The organism is Pseudoxanthomonas sp. USHLN014 (assembly GCF_037153335.1).
Classification (GTDB): domain Bacteria; phylum Pseudomonadota; class Gammaproteobacteria; order Xanthomonadales; family Xanthomonadaceae; genus Pseudoxanthomonas_A; species Pseudoxanthomonas_A winnipegensis.
This window is the reverse complement of record NZ_JBBCKO010000001.1, coordinates 134,491-153,871: the sequence shown is the minus strand read 5'-3', so window position 1 is coordinate 153,871 and position 19,381 is coordinate 134,491. Positions and strand designations below refer to the sequence as shown.

Sequence of the window (19,381 nt, the reverse complement as noted above, 5' to 3'; positions counted from 1 at the left end):
CGATCGCCTTGCGGCGAGCGTCAGCCGGCCTCCGGCGCCGGGGCGCCATGACGCGCGGCGCGCGCATCGCGCCAGCGCTGGACGCGCTCGGAGGCGCGTTCCATGTACAGGTAGATCACCGGCGTGGTGTACAGCGTCACCAGCTGCGACAGCAGCAGGCCGCCGACGATCGACACGCCCAGCGGCTTGCGCAGCTCCGAGCCGATGCCGTCGCCCAGCGCCAGCGGCAGCGCGCCCAGCAGCGCGCAGGCGGTGGTCATCATGATCGGACGGAAGCGCAGCAGGCAGGCGCGGCGGATCGCATCGTGCGCGCTCAGGCCCGTGCGCCGGGCCTCGATGGCGAAGTCGATCATCATGATCGCGTTCTTCTTGACGATGCCGATCAGCAGCACGATGCCGACGATGCCGTCCACCGACAGGCTGAAGCCGCACAGCCACAGCGCCAGCAGCGCGCCGACGCCGGCCGGCGGCAGCGTGGAGATGATGGTCAGCGGGTGGATGTAGCTCTCGTAGAGCACGCCCAGCACGATGTAGATCACCACCACCGCGGCGATCAGCAGCCAGACCACGTCGGACTGGCTGGTCGAGTACTCGGCCGCCTTGCCGATGAACTCGGTGCGGATGGTCTGCGGCAGGTCCAGCTGATCGCGCACCTCGTTGATCGCCGCCACCGCCTGCGACAGCGAATAGCCGGGGCTGACGTTGAAGGAGATCGTGGTAGCCGGCAGCTGCTGCTGGTGGCTGATCACCAGCGGCGTGGTGCCGACCTTGGCGGTGGCCAGGGCCGAGAGCGGGATCGCCCCGCCGCTGCCCACGGTGATGCCGGTGTTGGCGTTGCCGATGCCGGTGGCGGTGGCCGAGTTGGACGAGGTCACCTGGCCCAGCACGGTCGCGTTGGTGCCGGTCAGCGCGCCACTGCCGTTGCTGGCGATGGCCAGCTTGTTCATCAGCGCGTCCTGGGTGCGGAACTCCGGTGCGACCTCCAGCACCACGCGGTACTGGTTGAGCGAGGTAAAGATGGTGGAGATCTGGCGCTGGCCGTAGGCGTCGTACAAGGTGTCGTCGATGCTCTGCATCGGCACGCCCAGGGCGCTGGCGGTGTCGCGGTTGACGTCCACCAGCAGCGCGCGGCCGGCGTTGGCCGCGTTGTTGCCCACATCCGACAGCTCCGGCCGCTGGCGCAGCGCGGCGGTCATGCGGTCGGCCTGGGTCTGCAGTTCGGCGGTGTCCACATCGGACAGGGAGAACTGGTACTCGGTGGCGGCCACGCGCGTGTCCAGGGTCACGTCCTGCACCGGCTTCAGGTACAGGGCCACGCCGGGAATGGCGGCCACGGCCTTCTGCAGGCGCGGCACGACGGTCTCCAGCGCTTCGCGCTGGCCGCGCTCCTTGAGCACGATGCTGACCTGGCCCTGGTTGAGGGTCGGGTTCATGGTGCCGGTGCCGATGAAGGCGGCCACGCCGGTCACCGCCGGATCGCGGCGCAGCGCCTCGGCCACGGCCTGGACGCGTGCCTGCATCTGCTCGAAGGCCACGGTCTGGTCGGCCTCGACCACACCGGTGATCAGACCGGTGTCCTGCTCGGGCAGCAGCCCCTTGGGGATGGCGATGTACAGCAGCACAGTCACCACCACCGTGGCCAGGGCCACGATCAGGGTGAGCTTCTGCCGCGCCAGCACCCAGTCCAGGGTGCGCTCGTACAGGCCGACCGTGCGCGTCCACAGGTTGCGTTTGCCGGCGGCCGCGGCGCGCTCGTGCGCGTCGTCGCCCTCGGGCAGCGCGTCGGGCTTGAGCAGGTAGGCGCACATCATCGGCGTCAGCGTCAGCGACACCAGCATCGAGATGACCACCGCGATGGACAGCACCCAGGCGAACTCGTGGAACAGCCGCCCGGTCACGCCCGGCATCAGCAGCAGCGGCAGGAACACGGCCACCAGCGAGATGGTCAGCGACAGCACGGTGAAGCCGATCTCGCGCGCGCCCTCCTCGGCCGCCTCCGGACCGCTTCGGCCTTGCTCGATGTAGCGCACGATGTTCTCGATCATCACGATCGCGTCGTCCACCACGAAGCCGGTGGCCACCACCAGCGCCATCAGCGACAGGTTGTCCAGCGACATCCCGGCGAAGGCCATCACGCCGAAGGTGCCCACCAGCGACAGCGGTACCGCCACCGAGGGGATCACCGTGGCCCACAGCCGGCGCAGGAACACGAAGATCACCGCCACCACCAGGCCGATGGTCAGCACCAGGGTGAACTGCACCTCGTGCACCGAGGCCCGAATGGTCTCGGTGCGATCGGAGAACACGTCCAGCTTCACTTCCGAGGGCAGCACCGTGCGCAGCTGCGGCAGCAGCGCGCGGATGGCGGCCACGGTCTGGACGATGTTGGCGCCGGGCTGGCGGCGGATCTCCAGCAGCACCGCCTGCTTGCCGTCGGCCCACGCCGAGAGCTGGTCGTTCTCGACCCCGTCCACCACCTTGGCCACATCGCCCAAGCGCACCGGGGCGCCGTTCTTGTAGCTGATGATGGTGTCGTTGTAGCCCTGGGCGTCGTCGATCTGGTCGTTGGTGCCGATGCTGTAGGTCTGGGTGGCGCCGTTGAGCGAGCCCTTGGGCGCGTTGACGTTGGCCTGGGTCAGCGCGCTGCGCAGCGTCTCCAGGGTCATGCCCATGTTGGACAGCTGCGCCGGATTGACCTGGATGCGCACGGCCGGGCGCACGTTGCCGGCGATGGAGACCAGGCCCACGCCCGGCACCTGCGACAGGCGCTGGGCCAGGATGGAGTCGGCGTAGCGGTTGACCTCGCGCAGCGGCAGTGTGTCGGAGGTCAGCTTGAGGGTGACGATGGCCGCATCGGCCGGGTTCACCCGGTTGTAGGTGGGCTGGTACGGCAGGCCGCTGGGCAGCGTGGCCTGGCGCAAGGCCGACTGCACGTCCTGCGAGGCCACGTCGATGTCGCGGTCCATCGCGAACTGCAGCACGATCGTGGACAGGCCGGCCGAGGAGTCGGAGGTCATCATGTCCAGGCCGGAGATCTGGCCCAGCTGGCGCTCCAGCGGCGTGGTCACCAGCGCGGCCATCGTCGCCGCGCTGGCGCCGGGGTACTGCGTGGTCACCACCAGGCTGGGCGAATCGATCTCGGGCAGCGCCGACACCGGCAGGCTGCGGTAGCCCATGATGCCCAGCAGCATCACGCCGATCATCAGCAGCGTGGTGGCGATGGGGCGGCGGATGAAGATGCTGGAGAAGCCCAAGGGAAGTCCGTCCTGTCGAAGCGTCGTGCGGCGGCCCGCGCGTGGAGCTGCGCGGGCCGTGGATCGATTGGATCAGCGACCGGGCGGGCCGCGGCGGCCGCCGCCGCGCTGGCCCTGCATGGCCTGCTGCAACTCGGCGGCGGTGGGCTCGGGCGGCGCCTGGCCGGGCTTGAGCGGATTGACCTTGGCGTTGGGCTTGAGGCGGAACTGGCCCTCGGTCACCACGCGCTGCCCGGCGGTCAGGCCCTTGGTCACCACGATGTGGGTCGAGCCGACCTCCACCCCGGTGGTGACCGGCGTCATCTTGACCGTATTGTCGCTGTCCAGCGCATAGACGTAGTCGCCGTCCGGACCACGCTGCACGGCCTGGGTCGGCACGACCATGCCCTGCTTGAGCGTGTCCACCTGCAGGCGCACGTTGACGAACTGGCCCGGCCACAGCACGTGGTCGGCGTTGGGGAAGCGCGCGCGCAGGCGGAAGGTGTTGCTGTCGGCGCTGACCTGGTTGTCGACCACGTCCAGCACGCCATCGGCGACGATCACATGCTGGTCGGTGGCATCCAGCGCGGCGACCGGGGCATTGCCGCGCGCCTGGGCCGCGCGCACCACGTCCAGGTCCTGCGCCGGAAGGCTGAAGGAGGCGTAGATCGGCTCGACCTGGGTGATGGTCACGATCGAGGAGCTGGTGGTCACCACATTGCCCACGTCCACACCGCGGATGCCGGCGATGCCGTCGATCGGCGAGACGATGCGGGTATAGCCCAGCTGCACCGCGGCCGCCTGCATCTGCGCCTCGGCCGCGGCCACGCCGGCTGTGTACTGGGCGACCAGGTTCTTCTGGGTGTCCAGGTCGGTGCGTGCCACGTACTGGCTGTACTTGGGATCGGTCAGGCGCGCATTGGTGTCGCGCGCGGTCTGCAGCTGGGCCAGGTTCTGCTTGCGCGAGGCCGCGGCCTGGTCGTAGGTCGCCTGCAGCTCGCGCGGGTCGATGCGCGCCAGCAGCTGGCCCTTCTTGACCGGCTGGCCTTCGGTGAAGTCCAGGCTCATCAGGCGCCCGCCGGTCTGCGGATTGATCGTCACCGTGTTGAGGGCGGTCACGGTCCCCGTGGTGCTGCGGTAGACCGGCACGTCCTGGGTGGTGACCGGCTCGACCGTCACCGGGACCGGTTTGTCGCTGTCCTGGCCGCCCTGGCGCATCTCCGCATCGCCCGAACCCCGCTTGCCGCAGGCGCGCAGGCCCAACACCACCACGACCACCACCACGACCGTCCACAGGACGATCTTCCATTTACGCGACATGCAACGATTCTCCGGGATGGGGGACGGCGTGTTCCCCGCCTACGACATGCAAGGTTAGCGGTTGGTAACGCGCGTGCCTGCATGACTGATGACAGGGGCAGCACGCCCGCAGGCGGCTTCGTTCAGCCACCAGCAGGCTGGATGTCATCCAGCGGACATGCCCGCCCGCCTCCCGACCAGGTCGAGCGGCGCGGCCATCGGGCCGGGCTCAGCGGTCGCAGCCGACCAGCTGGATGGTCTGTCCCGGCTTGAGCGCGTAGGCCGGCGCACGCAGCTTGTTGGCCTTGGCCAGATCGCCCAGCTCGCACTGGAACTTGCCGGCCACCTTGCCCAGCGTGTCGCCGCGGGCCACCTTGTAGCTGCGCACCTGCCGGGCCTTGGGCTTGGCCGGCCTGGGGCTGCCGGTGGCCACGGTGGTCGGCACGCCGGCCGGCGCCTCCACCGCCACGCCGCTGACATCTCCCACCGCCACACGCGTGCTGCGCGGGCCGTCGTACTTGATCGCCGAATCGACCGTGGCGGTCACCAGCGTGTGCGCCAGCTCGGCGGTCGGCCCCTTGACGCACAGGCGGTTGTACAGGCTCACCATGTGCTGGTTGGCGTTGATCACGGTGCCGGCCGGGATCCAGGTCTCGGCTTGGTAGCGCGGATTGAGGTTGCGCAGGGCACGCATGAAGCCCTCGCGCGTGCGGCCGGTGCCCAGACAGATGGTCAGCTCGTAGATCGAGGCGGTGCGCTGCAGCTTCAGCGGCGCCGGGGTCGCATCGACCTTGGGGAACTGCAGCCCGTACTGCTTGGGATGCAGGAACAGCCAGGCCGCGGCGATCACCATCGGCACGTAGTCCTGGGTCTCGGCCGGGAACTGGTTGTAGGCCGCCGCGTTCCAGAAACTGCCCGGATGCTCGCGGTAGATGCGCACCGCGCGCCCTTCCCCGCCGTTGTAGGCGGCCAGCGCGAATTCGATGTTGCGGCCCAGCTCGCCCATGCGCTCGTTCATGTACGCGGCGGCCGCCTCGGTCGCCGCGTACGGGTCGAAGCGCGTATCGAAGCCCGAACCGTCCATGCCCAGCCCGAAGCGGCTGCCCGTGGCCGGCATGAACTGCAGCAGCCCGGCCGCGCCCGCGCGCGAGGACACGTGCACCCGACCGTAGGACTCCTTGGCCATGATCCCGAACAGCAGCGCCTCGGGCAGACCGGTGATCTGCCAGGCCGGCAGCATCTGCGAGCGCAGATTCATGTAGTTCTCGTAGCTATCGATCAGCGGCCCGCGCATGTCCGTCAGCCAGCGACGGATGCCCGCCTGCACGGCCGGGTTGTACTCGACCATGCTGTCGAAGGGATGGCGCTCGTCGTCGAGCAGACGCGCGGTGCGGGTCGAATCGGGCACATCGGCGCTGGCCGGCGCGCTGTGGTCGGTGCCGTCGTCGAGCGGATCGTTGCTGCCGGCCTCGCCGACCAGGTCATCGCTGTCGTCCTCGCCCCGCGCATCCACCTGGGCCTTGAGCAGGCGCTTGTAGGTGGCCAGCAGCGTGTGCATCTGGCAGCCCTTCTGCTTGGTGCAGGCGTCCAGCACGTCCTCCATGTCCTCCAGCGCCGCGTCGCCCTGGGCCTGGCCCTTGGGATCGGCGTTGGCGGTCAGCACCAGCGCGTCGGTGTAGCGCTTCTCGGCGGCCGCCATGCGCTGGGTCAGCGCGTCGGCGGCGGCCTGGTCGCGGGCCGACACGCGCGCCTGCGCGGGCGCCGCCAGCAGCGGCAGCAACAGGAACGACAGCGGCACCACGCGGGACAGGAAGGGCATCAGGCACACGAACGGGCGAAAAGCGGCCCGGCAGGGTAGCCGCGCGCGCGCCGCAGCGGCAAGGTCGCGCGCGGCACCGCGTTGGCCGCCATGCATGCAGGCGCTCGCGCGCGTTCGCGAGCCGGGCTTGGCTTGTGCCTAAAATCAGCGGCACCTGACGCGAGAACATCCATGGATCCGATCCTGCTGGGCAAGGGCCTCACCGACGACATCCCCGTCCACCTGCTGCCGAAGTTCGGCAACCGCCATGGCCTGGTCGCCGGCGCCACAGGCACAGGCAAGACCGTGACCCTGATGACGCTGGCCGAGGGCTTCTCGCGCCTGGGCGTGCCGGTGTTCATGGCCGACGTGAAGGGCGATGTGGCCGGGCTGGCCGTGGCCGGCGACGGCAACGAGAAGGTCGCCTCCCGCGCCGCGCAGATCGGCGTACCCGGCTACGCACCGGCAGCCTCGCCGACCATTTTCTGGGACCTGTACGGCAAGCTCGGCCATCCGGTGCGCACCACGGTGAGCGAGATGGGACCGACCCTGCTCGGCCGCATCCTGGAGCTCAACGACACCCAGTCCGGCGTGCTGGACATCGTGTTCAAGCTGGCCGACGACCGCGGCCTGCTGCTGCTCGACCTGCCCGACCTGCGCGCCCTGCTCAACCTGGTGGTCGAGGAGCGCAGCGCGGTCTCCACCCAGTACGGCCTGGTCAGCGCGACCTCGGTGGCGGCGATCCAGCGCGCCCTGCTGCGCCTGGAGCAGGACGGCGGCGACGGCTTCTTCGGCGAGCCGGCGCTGGAGCTGTCCGACCTAATGCGCGTGGGGCCCGATGGCCGCGGCGTGATCGGCATCCTGGCCGCCAACCAGCTCGTGCTCAAGCCGCGGCTGTATTCGTCCTTCCTGCTGTGGCTGCTGAGCGAGCTGTTCGAGACCCTGCCCGAGGTGGGCGATCTGGACAAGCCCAAGCTGGTGTTCGTGTTCGACGAGGCGCACCTGCTGTTCGACGACGCGCCGCCGGCGCTGCAGCAGCGCATCGAACAGGTGGTCCGGCTGATCCGCTCCAAGGGCGTGGGCGTGTACTTCTGCTCGCAGTTCCCCGACGACGTGCCAGACAACATCCTGGGCCAGCTGGGCAACCGCGTGCAGCACGCGCTGCGCGCCTTCACCCCGCGCGACCAGAAGGCGGTCAAGACCGCGGCCGAGACCTTCGTGCCCAATCCCAAGCTGGACGTGGCGCGCACCCTGTCCTCACTGGGCACCGGCGAGGCCCTGGTGTCCACGCTGCAGGACAAGGGCGTGCCGATGCCGGTCGAGCAGACCCTGATCGCCCCGCCACGCTGCCGCATGGGCGCCATCAGCGAGGCCGAGCGCAGCCAGGTCCGCGCCGGCAGCCCGGTCGGCATGAAGTACGACACCGCCGTCAACCGCGAATCGGCCGCCGAGCTGTTGCTCCAGCGCGCGCAGACCGCGGCCGAACAGGCCCAGGCGCCGCCGGTGGGCAAGGCCGGCGCCAAGGACGAGGACGGCGGCGGCTTCGGCCAGATGGCCAAGGACATCCTGTTCGGCACCGGCCGCCGCCAGGGCGTGGTCGAGGCCATGGCCAAGCAGACCGCCCGCACCGTGGGCAATCAGGTCGGCCGGCAGATCCTGCGCGGCGTGCTGGGCGGCCTGTTCGGCGGCCGTCGGCGCTGAACGCGCGCGGCCGCGCGCTTCAACTCGCCGTCGCTTTTTGCCAAGCTCGCCCCTGCGCAGGCTCCGCCTGCCCCAAGAAGACCTCAGGAATTGCCATGACACGATCGCGCCTGCTGTGCTGTGCCCTTCTCGCCGTGGGGCTCGCCGCCTGCAAGCCCGCGCAGACCCCGCAGGCCACCACGCCCGCGCCGGCGTCCACGCCGCCGGTCCAGATGGCGCCGCCTGCCACCGGCGCCCCGGCGGAGATCAGCGACAAGCAAGGCGTGGTCATCGCTGCGAGCGCCCTGGCCGGGGATTTCGAGGGCAACGCCTCGACCCTGGTGATCGACGCCGACGGCGAATACCGGCAGACCCTCAAGGCCGGCGGCGCCGAGCTGACCAGCAGCGGCACCTGGTCGCCCGCCGGCACCGGCGTGATGCTGCTGACGCCCACCGACAAGGCCGCCCAGGCCGTGCGTTTCGACGTGATCAGCGCCGACGAGCTGCGCAGCCAGGACGGCGCCTATGTCTTCAAGCGCGTCCACTGACCGCCCGCGCGGCGCGCCGTCGCCGCGCCGCCGCATGACCGCATTGTCCGCATGAGCCGCTGGCGTCCGCCCGCCGAGAAGAGCACCGCCCTGATCACGCCCGAAGGCCATGCGCGCCTGAAGGCCGAGCTGGACGAGTTGTGGCGCGTGCGCCGGCCCGAGGTGGTCAAGGCGCTGGCCGCGGCGGCCGCCGAAGGCGACCGCTCGGAGAACGCCGAGTACACCTATCGCAAGAAGCAGCTGGGCGAGATCGACCGGCGCGTGCGCTATCTGAGCAAGCGACTGGAAGCGCTGCGCGTGGTCGACACCCGGCCCAGCGATCCGCAGGCGGTGTTCTTCGGCGCGCGCATCGAGGTCGAGCACGTCGCCACCGGCGAAACGGCGCGCTACCGCATCGTCGGCCCGGACGAGACCGACGCGGCGCTTGGCCATATCAGCATCGACTCGCCGCTGGCGCGGGCGATGCTGAAGAAGCGGATGGACGACGAGTTCGAGGCGCAGCTGCCCGGCGGCATGCAGCGCTATGTGATCGTGGATGTGGATTACGGCGCAGGCTGAGGCCTCAAGCGCACGGTGGAAGCAGCAGTCGCTTCCGATCACATCGCGTCTTACCTGTAGAGCGGAGCTTGTGGCAATCCCCTCTTGGGGACTCCGCTGCCTTCCGGCCGGATCTTCGGCAGGCCCCAGCAGAGCAAGCTCCGCTCTACAGGAGGAGGCGCCCCACCTTGAAATCCCGCCGATCAGGACAGGACCGGCAACTCGCGTCGCAGGACTTCGGCGAACAGGTCGTGCTCGTCGCTGTCCACGATGCTCACATCGACGAACTGGCCGGGCTTGAGGCCGGCCTGCTCGCCATCCTGGATATGCACCAGGCCGTCGATCTCCGGCGCGTCGGCGGCCGAGCGCGCCACCGCGATGCCGTCCTCGATCAGGTCGACCAGGCAGCGCTGCACGCTGCCGATCTTGGCCTCCAGCTTCTCGGCCGAGATCTCCGCCTGGACTGCCATGAAGCGCGCCAGGCGCTCCTGCTTGACCTCTTCCGGCACCGGATCGGGCAGCGCGTTGGCACCGGCGCCGTCCACCGGCGAATAGGCGAACGCGCCGACGCGGTCCAGCCGCGCCTCGCGCAGGAAGTCCAGCAGGTCTTCGAACTCGGCCTCCGTCTCGCCCGGGAAGCCGACGATGAAGGTGCTGCGCAGGGTGATGTCCGGACACAGCTCACGCCAGCGGGCGATGCGCTCGCGGGTCTTGTCGATCGCGCCCGGGCGCTTCATCAGCCTGAGGATGCGCGGGCTGGCGTGCTGCAGCGGGATGTCCAGATACGGCAGCACCTTGCCCTGGGCCATTAGCGGAATGATCTCGTCCACGTGCGGATACGGGTAGACGTAGTGCAGGCGGCTCCAGGCGTCCAGCTCGCCCAGGCCCTCGCACAAGGCCTTCATGCGGGTCTGGTACTCGCGGCCTTGCCAGGTGCGCGCGGCGTACTTCAGGTCCACGCCGTAGGCGCTGGTGTCCTGCGAGACCACCAGCAGCTCCTTGACCCCGCCCTTGACCAGCTTCTCGGCCTCGCGCAGCACCTCGTCCACCGGCCGCGAGACCAGATCGCCGCGCATCGAGGGAATGATGCAGAAGCTGCAGCGGTGGTTGCAGCCCTCGGAGATCTTCAGATAGGCGTAGTGCTTGGGGGTGAGCTTGACCCCGGCGGCGAAGTCCTCGCCGGTCAGGCGCGGGGCCGGGATCAGGTCCAGATAAGGATTGTGCTGCGGCGGCACGGCGGTGTGCACGGCCGACATCACGCTGCCGTAGTCGGCCGGGCCGCTGATGGACAGCACGCCCGGGTGCGCCTGCCGGATCATGTCCGCGCGCTTGCCCAGGCAGCCGGTGACGATGACCTTGCCGTTCTCGGCCATGGCCTCGCCGATGGCCTCCAGCGACTCGGTCACGGCCGCGTCGATGAAGCCGCAGGTGTTGACCACCACCACGTCGGCATCGTCGTAGCTGCCGGACAGCTGATAGCCCTCCACGCGCAGCTGGGTGAGGATGCGTTCGGAATCGACGAGGGCTTTCGGGCAGCCGAGGCTGACGAAGCCGACCTTGGGGGCGGCAGCTGGCATGGGCGACACAGGGATGAGCGGCCGGCGATTATACGCCGCGCACCGGGTCCGCCCGCCGCGCCGCTGCAACACCACGGCGGCAACGGTGCGGACCGGCGGGCTTGCCTTTCCTGAACGCGGCAGCGCCTAGACTGGCCCTCCCCCTCGCCAGACAGGAGTTCCCGCCATGGGCCAATGGATCACGCTTTCCACTTCCAAGGGGCCGGTCGCTGCCTGGCAGGCCGAACCGGCCGGCGCTACGCGCGGCAGCGTGATCGTGATCCAGGAGATCTTCGGCGTGAACGAACACATCCGCGGCGTGGCCGAGCAGTACGCCGCGCAGGGCTACCTGGCGATCGCGCCGGCGTTCTTCGACCTGGTCGAACCCGGCCTGGAGCTGCCCTACGACCAGGACGGCACCAAGCGTGGCCTGGAACTAGTCGGCGCCATCGGCCTGGACGCCGCCGTGGACGTGGTGGAGATCGCCGCCCACGCCGCGCGCACTGCCGCGGCCAACGAGAAGGTCGCCACCGTCGGCTACTGCTGGGGCGGCACCGTCGCCCTGCTCTGCGCCCAGCGCCTGGGCCTGCCCAGCGTGAGCTACTACGGCGGGCGCAACGCGCAGTTCCTGGACCAGCCGCTCAAGGCGCCGGTGCAGTTCCACTTCGGCGAGCGCGACAAGCACATCACCGCCGAGGTCGTGGAGGCCCAGCGCCAGGCCTGGCCCGACATGGACGTGTTCACCTACCCGGCCGACCACGGCTTCAACCGCGAGGCCAGCCCGGCGGTGTACGACGAGGCCAGCGCGAAGCAGGCCTTCGGCCGCGCGGTGGCGTTCCTGCAGGAAAACATCGGTTGAGCGCGACGTACACCTTCGCGCTGGACCCGCGTCTTGCGGCCGACAGCGCCTTCATCGCCGACGGCCCGCTCTCGCAGGTTCGCCTGATGGACGACACGCGCTTCCCCTGGCTGCTGCTTGTGCCGCGCGTCGCCGGCGCCAGCGAATGGATCGAACTGGACGGCGGCCAGCAACGCCTGCTCCTGGCCGAAGTCAACCGCGCCGGCGCCTGCGTGCGCGCCGAGCCGGGCGTGACCAAACTCAATATCGGCGCGCTGGGCAATATCGTGCGCCAGCTGCACGTGCACCTGGTCGGCCGCCACGAAGGCGACGCCGCCTGGCCCGGCCCGGTCTGGGGCAGCGGCCCCGCCCAGCGCCATGCGCCCGACACACTGCAGGCGCGTATCGCATACTGGCGCAGGCTGCTGGGGTAGCCATGTTGGCGTGACCGGCCAGGCTCTACTGCAGCGGCCGTGAAGCACATGGCGCCCTGCGATCCCGATCATTGCATCAATGGCTCGACAGCCGCAGGAATGAACCTAGCAGAGAAGTCCTAGACATCGCATGCCTTCTGGCACGACGAAAGTTGACTTGTGGCACCTGATCCGGCGCGGTCGCAGGCGCACGATGGCCTCACCTTCCGAACGGATGCCCCACCATGCGCCACCTGATCCCCGCCCTGATCCTGATCGTGCTGGGCACGCTGTTCCTGCTGGACAACCTGGGCTTCCCTGGCTTGGACGTGCGCGAACTCATCTCCACCTGGTGGCCACTGCTGCTGATCCTGGGCGGCATCAACCTGCTGCTGCGCCGCGCCAGCGGCCAGCAGGCGCGCTGCCGCGACGTTTCCTGACCCCAACAGAGGCAGGCTCCGCCGGAGCGCGGGAGCGTAAGCCTGTTAACGAGTGCCCGCAGGCCGGCGAGCTCACTTCGCCGCCTACCCTCGACCCGATTGAGCACGCGCTTCAGCTCGGCAGGCATCCACGGCGGCTTCTGGGACGGGAATGAACCGACGACGTTTCATGATTCTGTAGGAGCCGCCATGGCGGCGATGGAGCCTTCCCGGTAAAGCCTCATCGCCGCCATTGGCCAAAAAGGCCACAAGGGCGGATCCCACCTGTAGAGCGGAGCTCGCTCCGCTGGGGCCTTCCCCACGGACCGAACGAAGCGCAGCCGAGTCCCCAAGGGGATTGCCACAAGCTCCGCGCTACAGACGTGCGGCTGCCGGGTTTGAGGAGAGTTGCTTCCACGCAATAGGCGCGCACCCGACCGGTGGAGACCCCGTTGCGGATGGATCGGAATTTGTTCAGAGCCGAAGCCGATTAGCTCAACCCGCGAGGCACCGGTTCGGCGGGCAGTGGCCGCGCCTGGCGAGTCAGGAAGCCGAGCGCCTTGAGGCGGGCAGGATGCCCTGACCGAGAAAAAAAGCGGCCGCCGCACAGCGGCCATTCCGAAGCAGCACTGCGCACGCCCAGAGCCCTCGATCAGGAAGAACCACAAAAAAAGCCGCACCCGAAGTGCGGCTTTCGTGCGCTGATGGCGGCCGGACAAGGCCGGCCCACCGACCTCAGGTGCGCGGCAGGGTCACGCCGGTCTGTCCCTGATACTTGCCGCCGCGGTCGCGATACGAGGTCTCGCACACATCGTCCGCATCGGCCTGGAAGAACAGCATCTGCGCCACGCCCTCGTTGGCGTAGATGCGCGCCGGCAGCGGCGTGGTGTTGGAGAACTCCAGCGTCACATGGCCTTCCCATTCCGGCTCGAGGGGCGTGACGTTGACGATGATCCCGCAGCGCGCATAGGTGCTCTTGCCCAGGCACACCACCAGCGTGTCGCGCGGGATGCGGAAGTACTCGACCGTGCGCGCCAGCGCGAAGCTGTTGGGCGGGATGATGCACACGTCCGACTCGATATCCACGAAGCTGCCGCTGTCGAAGTGCTTCGGGTCGACGATGGTCGAGTTGATGTTGGTGAACACCTTGAACTCGCGCGAGCAGCGCACGTCGTAGCCGTAGCTGGAGGTGCCATAGCTGACGATGCGATGGCCACCGGCGTCCTGCTTGACCTGGCCCGGCTCGAACGGCTCGATCATGCCGTGCTGCTCGGCCATGCGCTTGATCCAGCGGTCGGACTTGATGCTCATGCGGGGCGTGTTCCTGAAAGGCGGCGTGCGGGAGGCCGCATTGTAGGCCAGCGGCAGGATGCTGTTAGACCAGCGAGGAGGCGATGGACATGCTGGCGCGCGGACGCTGGTCCAGCGCCGCCACCAGCGCCTCGGCCACCTGGCGGTAGGCCTGGGCCACCGGCGAATCCGGCGCTGCCACCACCACCGGCGTGCCCAGATCGCCCTGCTCGCGGATGCGCACGTCCAGCGGCAGCGAGCCCAGCAGCGGCACGCCATAGTGCGCCGCCATCGCCGCACCGCCCCCCTGGCCGAACAGATGCTCGACGTGGCCGCACTGGCTGCACACGTGCTGGGCCATGTTCTCCACGACACCGAGCACGGCGATCTCGACCTTCTCGAACATCTTCAGCGCCTTGCGCGCGTCCAGCGTCGCGATGTCCTGCGGCGTAGTCACGATCACCGCGCCGGCGACCGGGATCTTCTGCGACAGCGTGAGCTGGATATCGCCCGTCCCCGGCGGCAGGTCGACCAGCAGATAGTCCAGGTCGCCCCAGAGCGTGTCGTTGAACAGCTGGGTCAGCGCCCCTGTGGCCATCGGCCCACGCCACACCATCGGCGTGTCGGCCTCGATCAGCAACCCGATCGACATCGCCTCCAGGCCGAACGCGCGCATCGGCTCGATCGACTTGTTGTCCGGGCTCTCCGGCCGGCCCGACAGCCCCAGCATCGCCGGCACGCTCGGCCCGTAGATGTCCGCGTCCAGCACGCCCACCTTGGCCCCGCCGGCCGCCAGGGCCAGCGCTAGGTTCACTGCCGTGGTCGACTTGCCCACCCCGCCCTTGCCGGAAGCCACGGCGATGACGTTGCGGACGCGGGGATGGGGCTGCAGGCCGCCCTGGGGCCGATGTGCGGGAATGGTCATGTGCCTATTGTCGCCGAGCAGCGCGACACGGGCGAAGCGGCTTCACTTGGCGAGAAATCGTCCAAGAATTCACCCGGAATACCCAAATCCTGATGGTTTCGTCACGGCTTCTCGCAAATTTCGGCGGTGACGCCAAACTCCGCCATGTTAGGTTTCCGTTGAAAGGAAGAATCAACGCATGTGCGATGGCCAGGAAGGCCTCCAGCGCGTACATGCCTCTTTTTTTGGGAACCCCACTATGACTTGCAAGCCACTCTCGCGCAGTCGCCTGACTGCCGCTGTCTTCTCCGCTTTGCTGATGCCAACCGCCGTTGCGTACGCACAGGACGGCCAGAGCGCCACCAATCTGGACAAGGTGACTGTCACGGGCTCGTTGATCCCGCAGTCGCAGATCGAGACTGCCACCCAGGTCATTACCATCAGCGCAGAGGACATCCATGCGCGCGGCTTCAACAGCGTGATCGACATCCTGCGTTCCAGCAGCTTCGCCAGCGGCGGCGTCCAGGGCGGCGAGACCTCCGGCAGCTTCACCCAGGGCGCCGAAACGGTGAGCATGTTCGGCCTCAAGCCGTCCTATACCAAGTTCCTGATCAACGGCCGGCCGATGGGCAATTACCCGGCCCTGTATAACGGCACCGACGCCTTCAACAGCGTCAGCGGCATTCCGATCGACGCGATCGAGCGCGTGGAGATCCTGCCGGGCGGCGCCTCGTCGCTTTACGGCTCGGACGCCCTGGCCGGCGTGATCAACTTCATCCTCAAGAAGGACTACGAAGGCACCACGCTGAACGTGCGCGGCGGCACCTATACCGAAGGCGGCGGCAACTCGGTCCGCTTCAGCCTGACCAACGGCTTCAACGCGTTCGATGGCCGGCTGCATTCGGTGACCTCGCTCCAGTACGAGACCTCCGATCCGATCTGGGGATACCAGCGCGATCTCACCGACTCGACCAACACCAAGGGCTACAGCGCCTCGCCTGCTTCGCGCGACTACCTGGTCTACGGCTACCGCCAGATCAGCCAGAACGGCCTCGGCAGCAACGGCTATCTGTTCCCCGACGGCGTGGACTGCTCGGCGGTCACATCGCAGTTCGCGGGCACCGAAGGCTTCCAGACGCGCGCGGGCTACGGCAGCTACTGCGGCTCCAACTACGCCCCGGGCTATCGCACCATCAAGAACGGCAAGGACTCGCTGCAGCTCTACAACCGCACCACGTTCAACGTCAACGACCACTTCGATCTCTATGGCGAAGTGCTTTACAGCCATGACGCGGCCGAGTTCGCCTCCGGCAGCAACTACACCTGGTGGGGCACGGGCGTGAAGTACGGGTACTACTACGACCCGGACTACGACAGCCTGCTGAACCTGCAGCGCGCGTTCTCGCCCGAGGACGTCGGCGGCAGCTACAAGAACATCATGAACAAGGACACCACCAAGAGCTACACCATCACGCTGGGCGGCAACGGCTCCTTCGGTGAGGCCTGGGACTACGATGTGGGCTTCACCCGCAACGAGACCCGACTGGACTCGCGCACCTTCGTGCGCTGGGCCGACAAGATCAACGCCTACTTCGAGGACAAGATCCTGGGTCCGCAGCTTGGGGTGGATCCCTATTTCGGTGCCTATCCGGTCTTCCGTCCGGACTATGCGGCGTTCTACACCGTCATGCCGTCTCAGGATTTCGCCAGCTTCACCGGCTATGGCACGGCGCGGGCCAAGACCTGGGACGACACCTTCCGTGCCCAGTTGACCAATACGGATCTGTTCGCGCTGCCGGGCGGCTCGGCCGGTCTGGCTTTCGCGGTGGAAGCCGGCAACGAAGGCTGGAACTATGAGCCGATCCCGGGAATCATGGACGGCGCGGTCTGGGGCCTGACCGACGTGGCCGGCGCGGGTCATCGCACCAAATACGCCGCCATGGCCGAGTTGCGCCTGCCGATCGTGGACATGCTCACGGCGTCGCTGTCCGGTCGCTATGACGCCTACGACGCATACGGCAAGAAGATCGACAAGGCCACCTGGAGCGGCAGCCTGGAATTCCGTCCGATCGAAAGCCTGCTGATCCGCGGCAAGTACGGCACCGCGTTCAAGTCGCCGACGCTACCCGACCAGTTCCAGGGGTTGAGCGGTTCGTACTCCTATGCGACGGACTACTACAACTGCGGACTTGAAGGCTACAGCCCGGACGACACCGAGGGCTGCTCGACGCGCTATTCCAATGCCCAGTACTTCGGCACCAAGGAAGGCAACAAGGATCTGGAGCCGATCACGGCCGACACCTGGAGCGTCGGCGCGGTGTGGGCACCGACCGCGCGCTTCTCGCTGGGCGTGGACTACTACAGCTGGGACATCAAGAATGAGGTCGCGCAGCTGGACAGCGACCAGATCCTCCTGCAGGAGTACTACTGCCGCAACAACCAGGCCGGTGCCGGAATCGTGTCCTGCGACCAGGCCTACGCCTGGGTGACGCGCGGCCAGGACGGTACGCTCCAGGAGGTCTACACCCCGCGCATCAACGTGTCGCGGCAGAAGCTGGAGCTGTTCACCGTCAACAGCAAGTACCTGCAGGACATCGGCCGCTTCGGCGAGCTGATGTTCGCCGCCAACTACACCAACAAGCGCAAGCATGAGCTGCAGTCCGACCAGACCCAGCCCTACCTCAACCTGATCAGCGACCCGACCGCCAACTGGACCTACGACGCAGGCCCGAAGTGGAAGGCCGACGCGTCCGTGGGCTGGGCGATCTCCAAGTGGACCACGACGCTGTACGCCAACATGCTGGGCGCGACGCCCAACTATCTGGCCTACGCCTCGGGCAGCATGGACTACACCAACTCGGCCGGTGCCAAGGCCGGCAAGTGGGGCACCTACACCACGTTCAACCTGGGCGTGGACTATCAGGTGGAAGACAATCTGCGGCTGTCGCTGCAGGTCAACAACATCGGCAACAAGCTGCCCGACGGACAGGCCTACAACTATCCCGGCACGTCCACCACGCCGTACAACAACTATCTGTATAGCGTCTACGGTCGCGCGGTGTACGCTCAGATGCGCTACGACTTCGGCAGGTAAGCCGCGTCTGAGGCATGCTGTCTGGAGGCCCCCGCAAGGGGGCTTCCTTTTTCGTTGCAGGAGAGACGATGGAGAAGCTCCAACGCCAATACGCCACGGCCGTGGATGCCCTGAATCGTCGGGCATGGACCCAGGCCAGACAACTGGGCGAGCCGTTGTTGCAGCACTGGCCTGATCACGCCGGCCTGCATTTCGTCATTGGCGTGGCCGCGCTGGAACAGGGCACCTGGAAGGACGCATTCCGTCATCTGGTAATGGCAACCCAACTCAACCCGCAGCGCCCCGACTACGCGGCGCAGTTTGCGCGGCTCCTGCTGGAATGCCAGCAGCCAGGCGATGCGCTGGCACAAGCAGAACGGGCGATGGCGCTGCAGCCCTCCGACCCGATGACGCTCAATACCTTGGCGGTGGTGTTGACCCGCTGCGGCGCGCATGCGCGTGCTGCGAACGCTTTCAAGGCCGCGGTCGAGCAGGCCCCGCAAGAGGCGAGCCTGCATTTCAACCTGGCCACCGCGCTGACGGCGATAGGGGATCTCGCGGGCGCCACCGAGGCATGCGAGGCCTGCATCCGTCTGCAGCCGGACTACTGGCGCGCGCATCTCACTTTGGCGCAACTTTCCAGGCAGACACCCGAGCACAATCACGTCGAACGCCTGCAGGAACTGCTCGCCCAGCACGCCACCCCTTCGGCGCAGCTCCACCTCAATCTTGCGCTGGAGAAGGAGCTCGATGACCTGGGCGAGCCGCAGCGCGCCATGGCCCATCTGATCGCCGGCAAGGCGGCGTGGCGGCCGCAGCTGAATCGGTCCGGGCCGAGCGATGCCTCCGTCTTCCAAGCCATCGAGCAGGCCAGCCAGGTCCTTAATTCGGCTTGCTCAGGCTACCGCGGCGCGCCACCGAAGCCCATTTTCATCGTCGGGATGCCCAGAAGCGGCACGACCCTGGTCGAACGCATCCTGTCCTCCCATTCCCTGGTCCACTCGGCCGGCGAGCTTCAACACTTCCCGGTGGCGTTCAAGAAGGCCACCGGCATTCTCTCTCCCTGGATTCTGGATCCCGAGACGCTGGCTGCAGCACAGCGCATCAACTGGCGCGCCCTGGGAGAGGATTACCTGCAGATGGCACGCTCGGTCGCGGGAAGCAAGGCGTTCTTCATCGACAAGCTGCCGCAAAACTTCCTCTACGTCGGCTGGATCGCCCAGGCCTTGCCCGAAGCGAAGGTCGTCTGCCTGCGACGCGATCCCATGGACACCTGCGTTGCCAACTTCCGGCAGCTGTTCGCACCGACCCCGCAGTACAACTACTCGTTCGACCTTCTTGATGTAGGCCGTTACTACATCGGATTCGACCGGCTCATGGCGCACTGGAACCGTCTGCTGCCGGGTCGCATCCTGGAAATCGACTACGAGGACATCGTCGAGCACCAGGCGGACAGCACGCGCAGGCTGCTCGCATTCTGCGGACTGGACTGGGAGGACGCGTGCCTGTCGTTCGAGCGCAACACCGCGCCGGTGTCGACGGCGAGCGCGGTGCAGGTGCGCTCGCCGATCTACCGCAGTTCGCTGGGACGCTCGAAACGCTATGGCGAGGCATTGGCCCCGCTTCGCGAACTCCTGGCTCAAGCAGGCCTGATGAACGGCCCGCGCAACCGCGTCGAGCACAGCTGAAACAACAAGCCGCGCGCCGACTCGGTTGTGTACGCGAGGAATGAAGAACACCCAAAGCAAAGGGCCGGTCCTTTCGGACCGGCCCTCCTGTTGCATCGAACCCGA

14 protein-coding genes are annotated in these 19,381 nt (G+C 67.9%); 8 read left to right on the top strand and 6 right to left on the bottom strand.

The window, feature by feature from the left end; genetic code table 11:
- Positions 1-20: 20 nt before the first annotated feature.
- The 3 genes from WFQ05_RS00690 to WFQ05_RS00680 all read right to left on the bottom strand — a co-directional run bounded on the left by WFQ05_RS00690 (position 21) and on the right by WFQ05_RS00680 (position 6,351).
- Positions 21-3,254: an efflux RND transporter permease subunit gene (locus WFQ05_RS00690; protein WP_130522208.1), complete on the bottom strand. Its 3,234-nt coding sequence runs from the start codon at positions 3,252-3,254 to the stop codon at positions 21-23.
- Positions 3,255-3,326: 72 nt separating this feature from the next.
- Positions 3,327-4,553 (bottom strand): efflux RND transporter periplasmic adaptor subunit, encoded by a 1,227-nt coding sequence (locus WFQ05_RS00685; RefSeq protein WP_130522207.1) that lies wholly within the window; start codon positions 4,551-4,553, stop codon positions 3,327-3,329.
- Positions 4,554-4,761: 208 nt separating this feature from the next.
- Positions 4,762-6,351, bottom strand: a complete 1,590-nt coding sequence (locus WFQ05_RS00680; protein ID WP_131660792.1) for a transglycosylase SLT domain-containing protein — start codon at positions 6,349-6,351, stop codon at positions 4,762-4,764.
- 90 nt (positions 6,352-6,441) lie between these two features.
- Here WFQ05_RS00680 and WFQ05_RS00675 point away from each other — a divergent pair, with 90 nt between their 5' ends.
- The 3 genes from WFQ05_RS00675 to greB all read left to right on the top strand — a co-directional run bounded on the left by WFQ05_RS00675 (position 6,442) and on the right by greB (position 9,116).
- On the top strand, positions 6,442-8,031 hold the full coding sequence (locus WFQ05_RS00675) for a helicase HerA-like domain-containing protein (RefSeq protein ID WP_337052219.1): 1,590 nt from the start codon (positions 6,442-6,444) through the stop codon (positions 8,029-8,031).
- Positions 8,032-8,126: 95 nt separating this feature from the next.
- The gene (locus WFQ05_RS00670) at positions 8,127-8,558 is read left to right on the top strand and encodes a hypothetical protein (protein WP_337052218.1); all 432 of its coding nucleotides are present in this window, start codon (positions 8,127-8,129) and stop codon (positions 8,556-8,558) included.
- Between the two features lie 51 nt (positions 8,559-8,609).
- Positions 8,610-9,116, top strand: coding sequence for a transcription elongation factor GreB (greB, locus tag WFQ05_RS00665; RefSeq protein WP_337052217.1), 507 nt, complete (start codon positions 8,610-8,612; stop codon positions 9,114-9,116).
- A gap of 182 nt (positions 9,117-9,298) precedes the next feature.
- Here the strand turns inward: greB and rimO are convergent, their stop codons facing one another.
- On the bottom strand, positions 9,299-10,672 hold the full coding sequence (gene rimO, locus WFQ05_RS00660; RefSeq protein ID WP_337052216.1) for a 30S ribosomal protein S12 methylthiotransferase RimO: 1,374 nt from the start codon (positions 10,670-10,672) through the stop codon (positions 9,299-9,301).
- 166 nt (positions 10,673-10,838) lie between these two features.
- Between rimO and WFQ05_RS00655 the strand changes: the two genes are divergently transcribed.
- The 3 genes from WFQ05_RS00655 (at position 10,839) to WFQ05_RS00645 (ending at position 12,342) form a co-directional block, all read left to right on the top strand.
- Positions 10,839-11,510 (top strand): dienelactone hydrolase family protein, encoded by a 672-nt coding sequence (locus tag WFQ05_RS00655; RefSeq protein ID WP_337052215.1) that lies wholly within the window; start codon positions 10,839-10,841, stop codon positions 11,508-11,510.
- Complete coding sequence (locus tag WFQ05_RS00650; protein ID WP_337052214.1) at positions 11,507-11,923, top strand: HIT family protein; 417 nt, start codon at positions 11,507-11,509, stop codon at positions 11,921-11,923. Before WFQ05_RS00655 ends, WFQ05_RS00650 begins: the two co-directional genes overlap by 4 nt.
- Before the next feature lie 224 nt (positions 11,924-12,147).
- Entirely contained in the window at positions 12,148-12,342 is a 195-nt protein-coding gene (locus WFQ05_RS00645; protein WP_337052213.1) for a DUF5668 domain-containing protein, read from the top strand.
- Between the two features lie 714 nt (positions 12,343-13,056).
- Here the strand turns inward: WFQ05_RS00645 and dcd are convergent.
- Together dcd and apbC are read right to left on the bottom strand one after the other, a co-directional pair.
- Entirely contained in the window at positions 13,057-13,632 is a 576-nt protein-coding gene (dcd, locus tag WFQ05_RS00640; protein WP_130518903.1) for a dCTP deaminase, read from the bottom strand.
- Between the two features lie 64 nt (positions 13,633-13,696).
- On the bottom strand, positions 13,697-14,536 hold the full coding sequence (gene apbC / locus WFQ05_RS00635) for an iron-sulfur cluster carrier protein ApbC (RefSeq protein WP_286577353.1): 840 nt from the start codon (positions 14,534-14,536) through the stop codon (positions 13,697-13,699).
- Between the two features lie 298 nt (positions 14,537-14,834).
- Between apbC and WFQ05_RS00630 the strand changes: the two genes are divergently transcribed.
- Together WFQ05_RS00630 and WFQ05_RS00625 are read left to right on the top strand one after the other, a co-directional pair.
- Positions 14,835-17,609, top strand: coding sequence for a TonB-dependent receptor (locus WFQ05_RS00630; RefSeq protein ID WP_337052211.1), 2,775 nt, complete (start codon positions 14,835-14,837; stop codon positions 17,607-17,609).
- 68 nt (positions 17,610-17,677) lie between these two features.
- Entirely contained in the window at positions 17,678-19,276 is a 1,599-nt protein-coding gene (locus tag WFQ05_RS00625) for a sulfotransferase (RefSeq protein WP_337052210.1), read from the top strand.
- Positions 19,277-19,381: the final 105 nt, after the last annotated feature.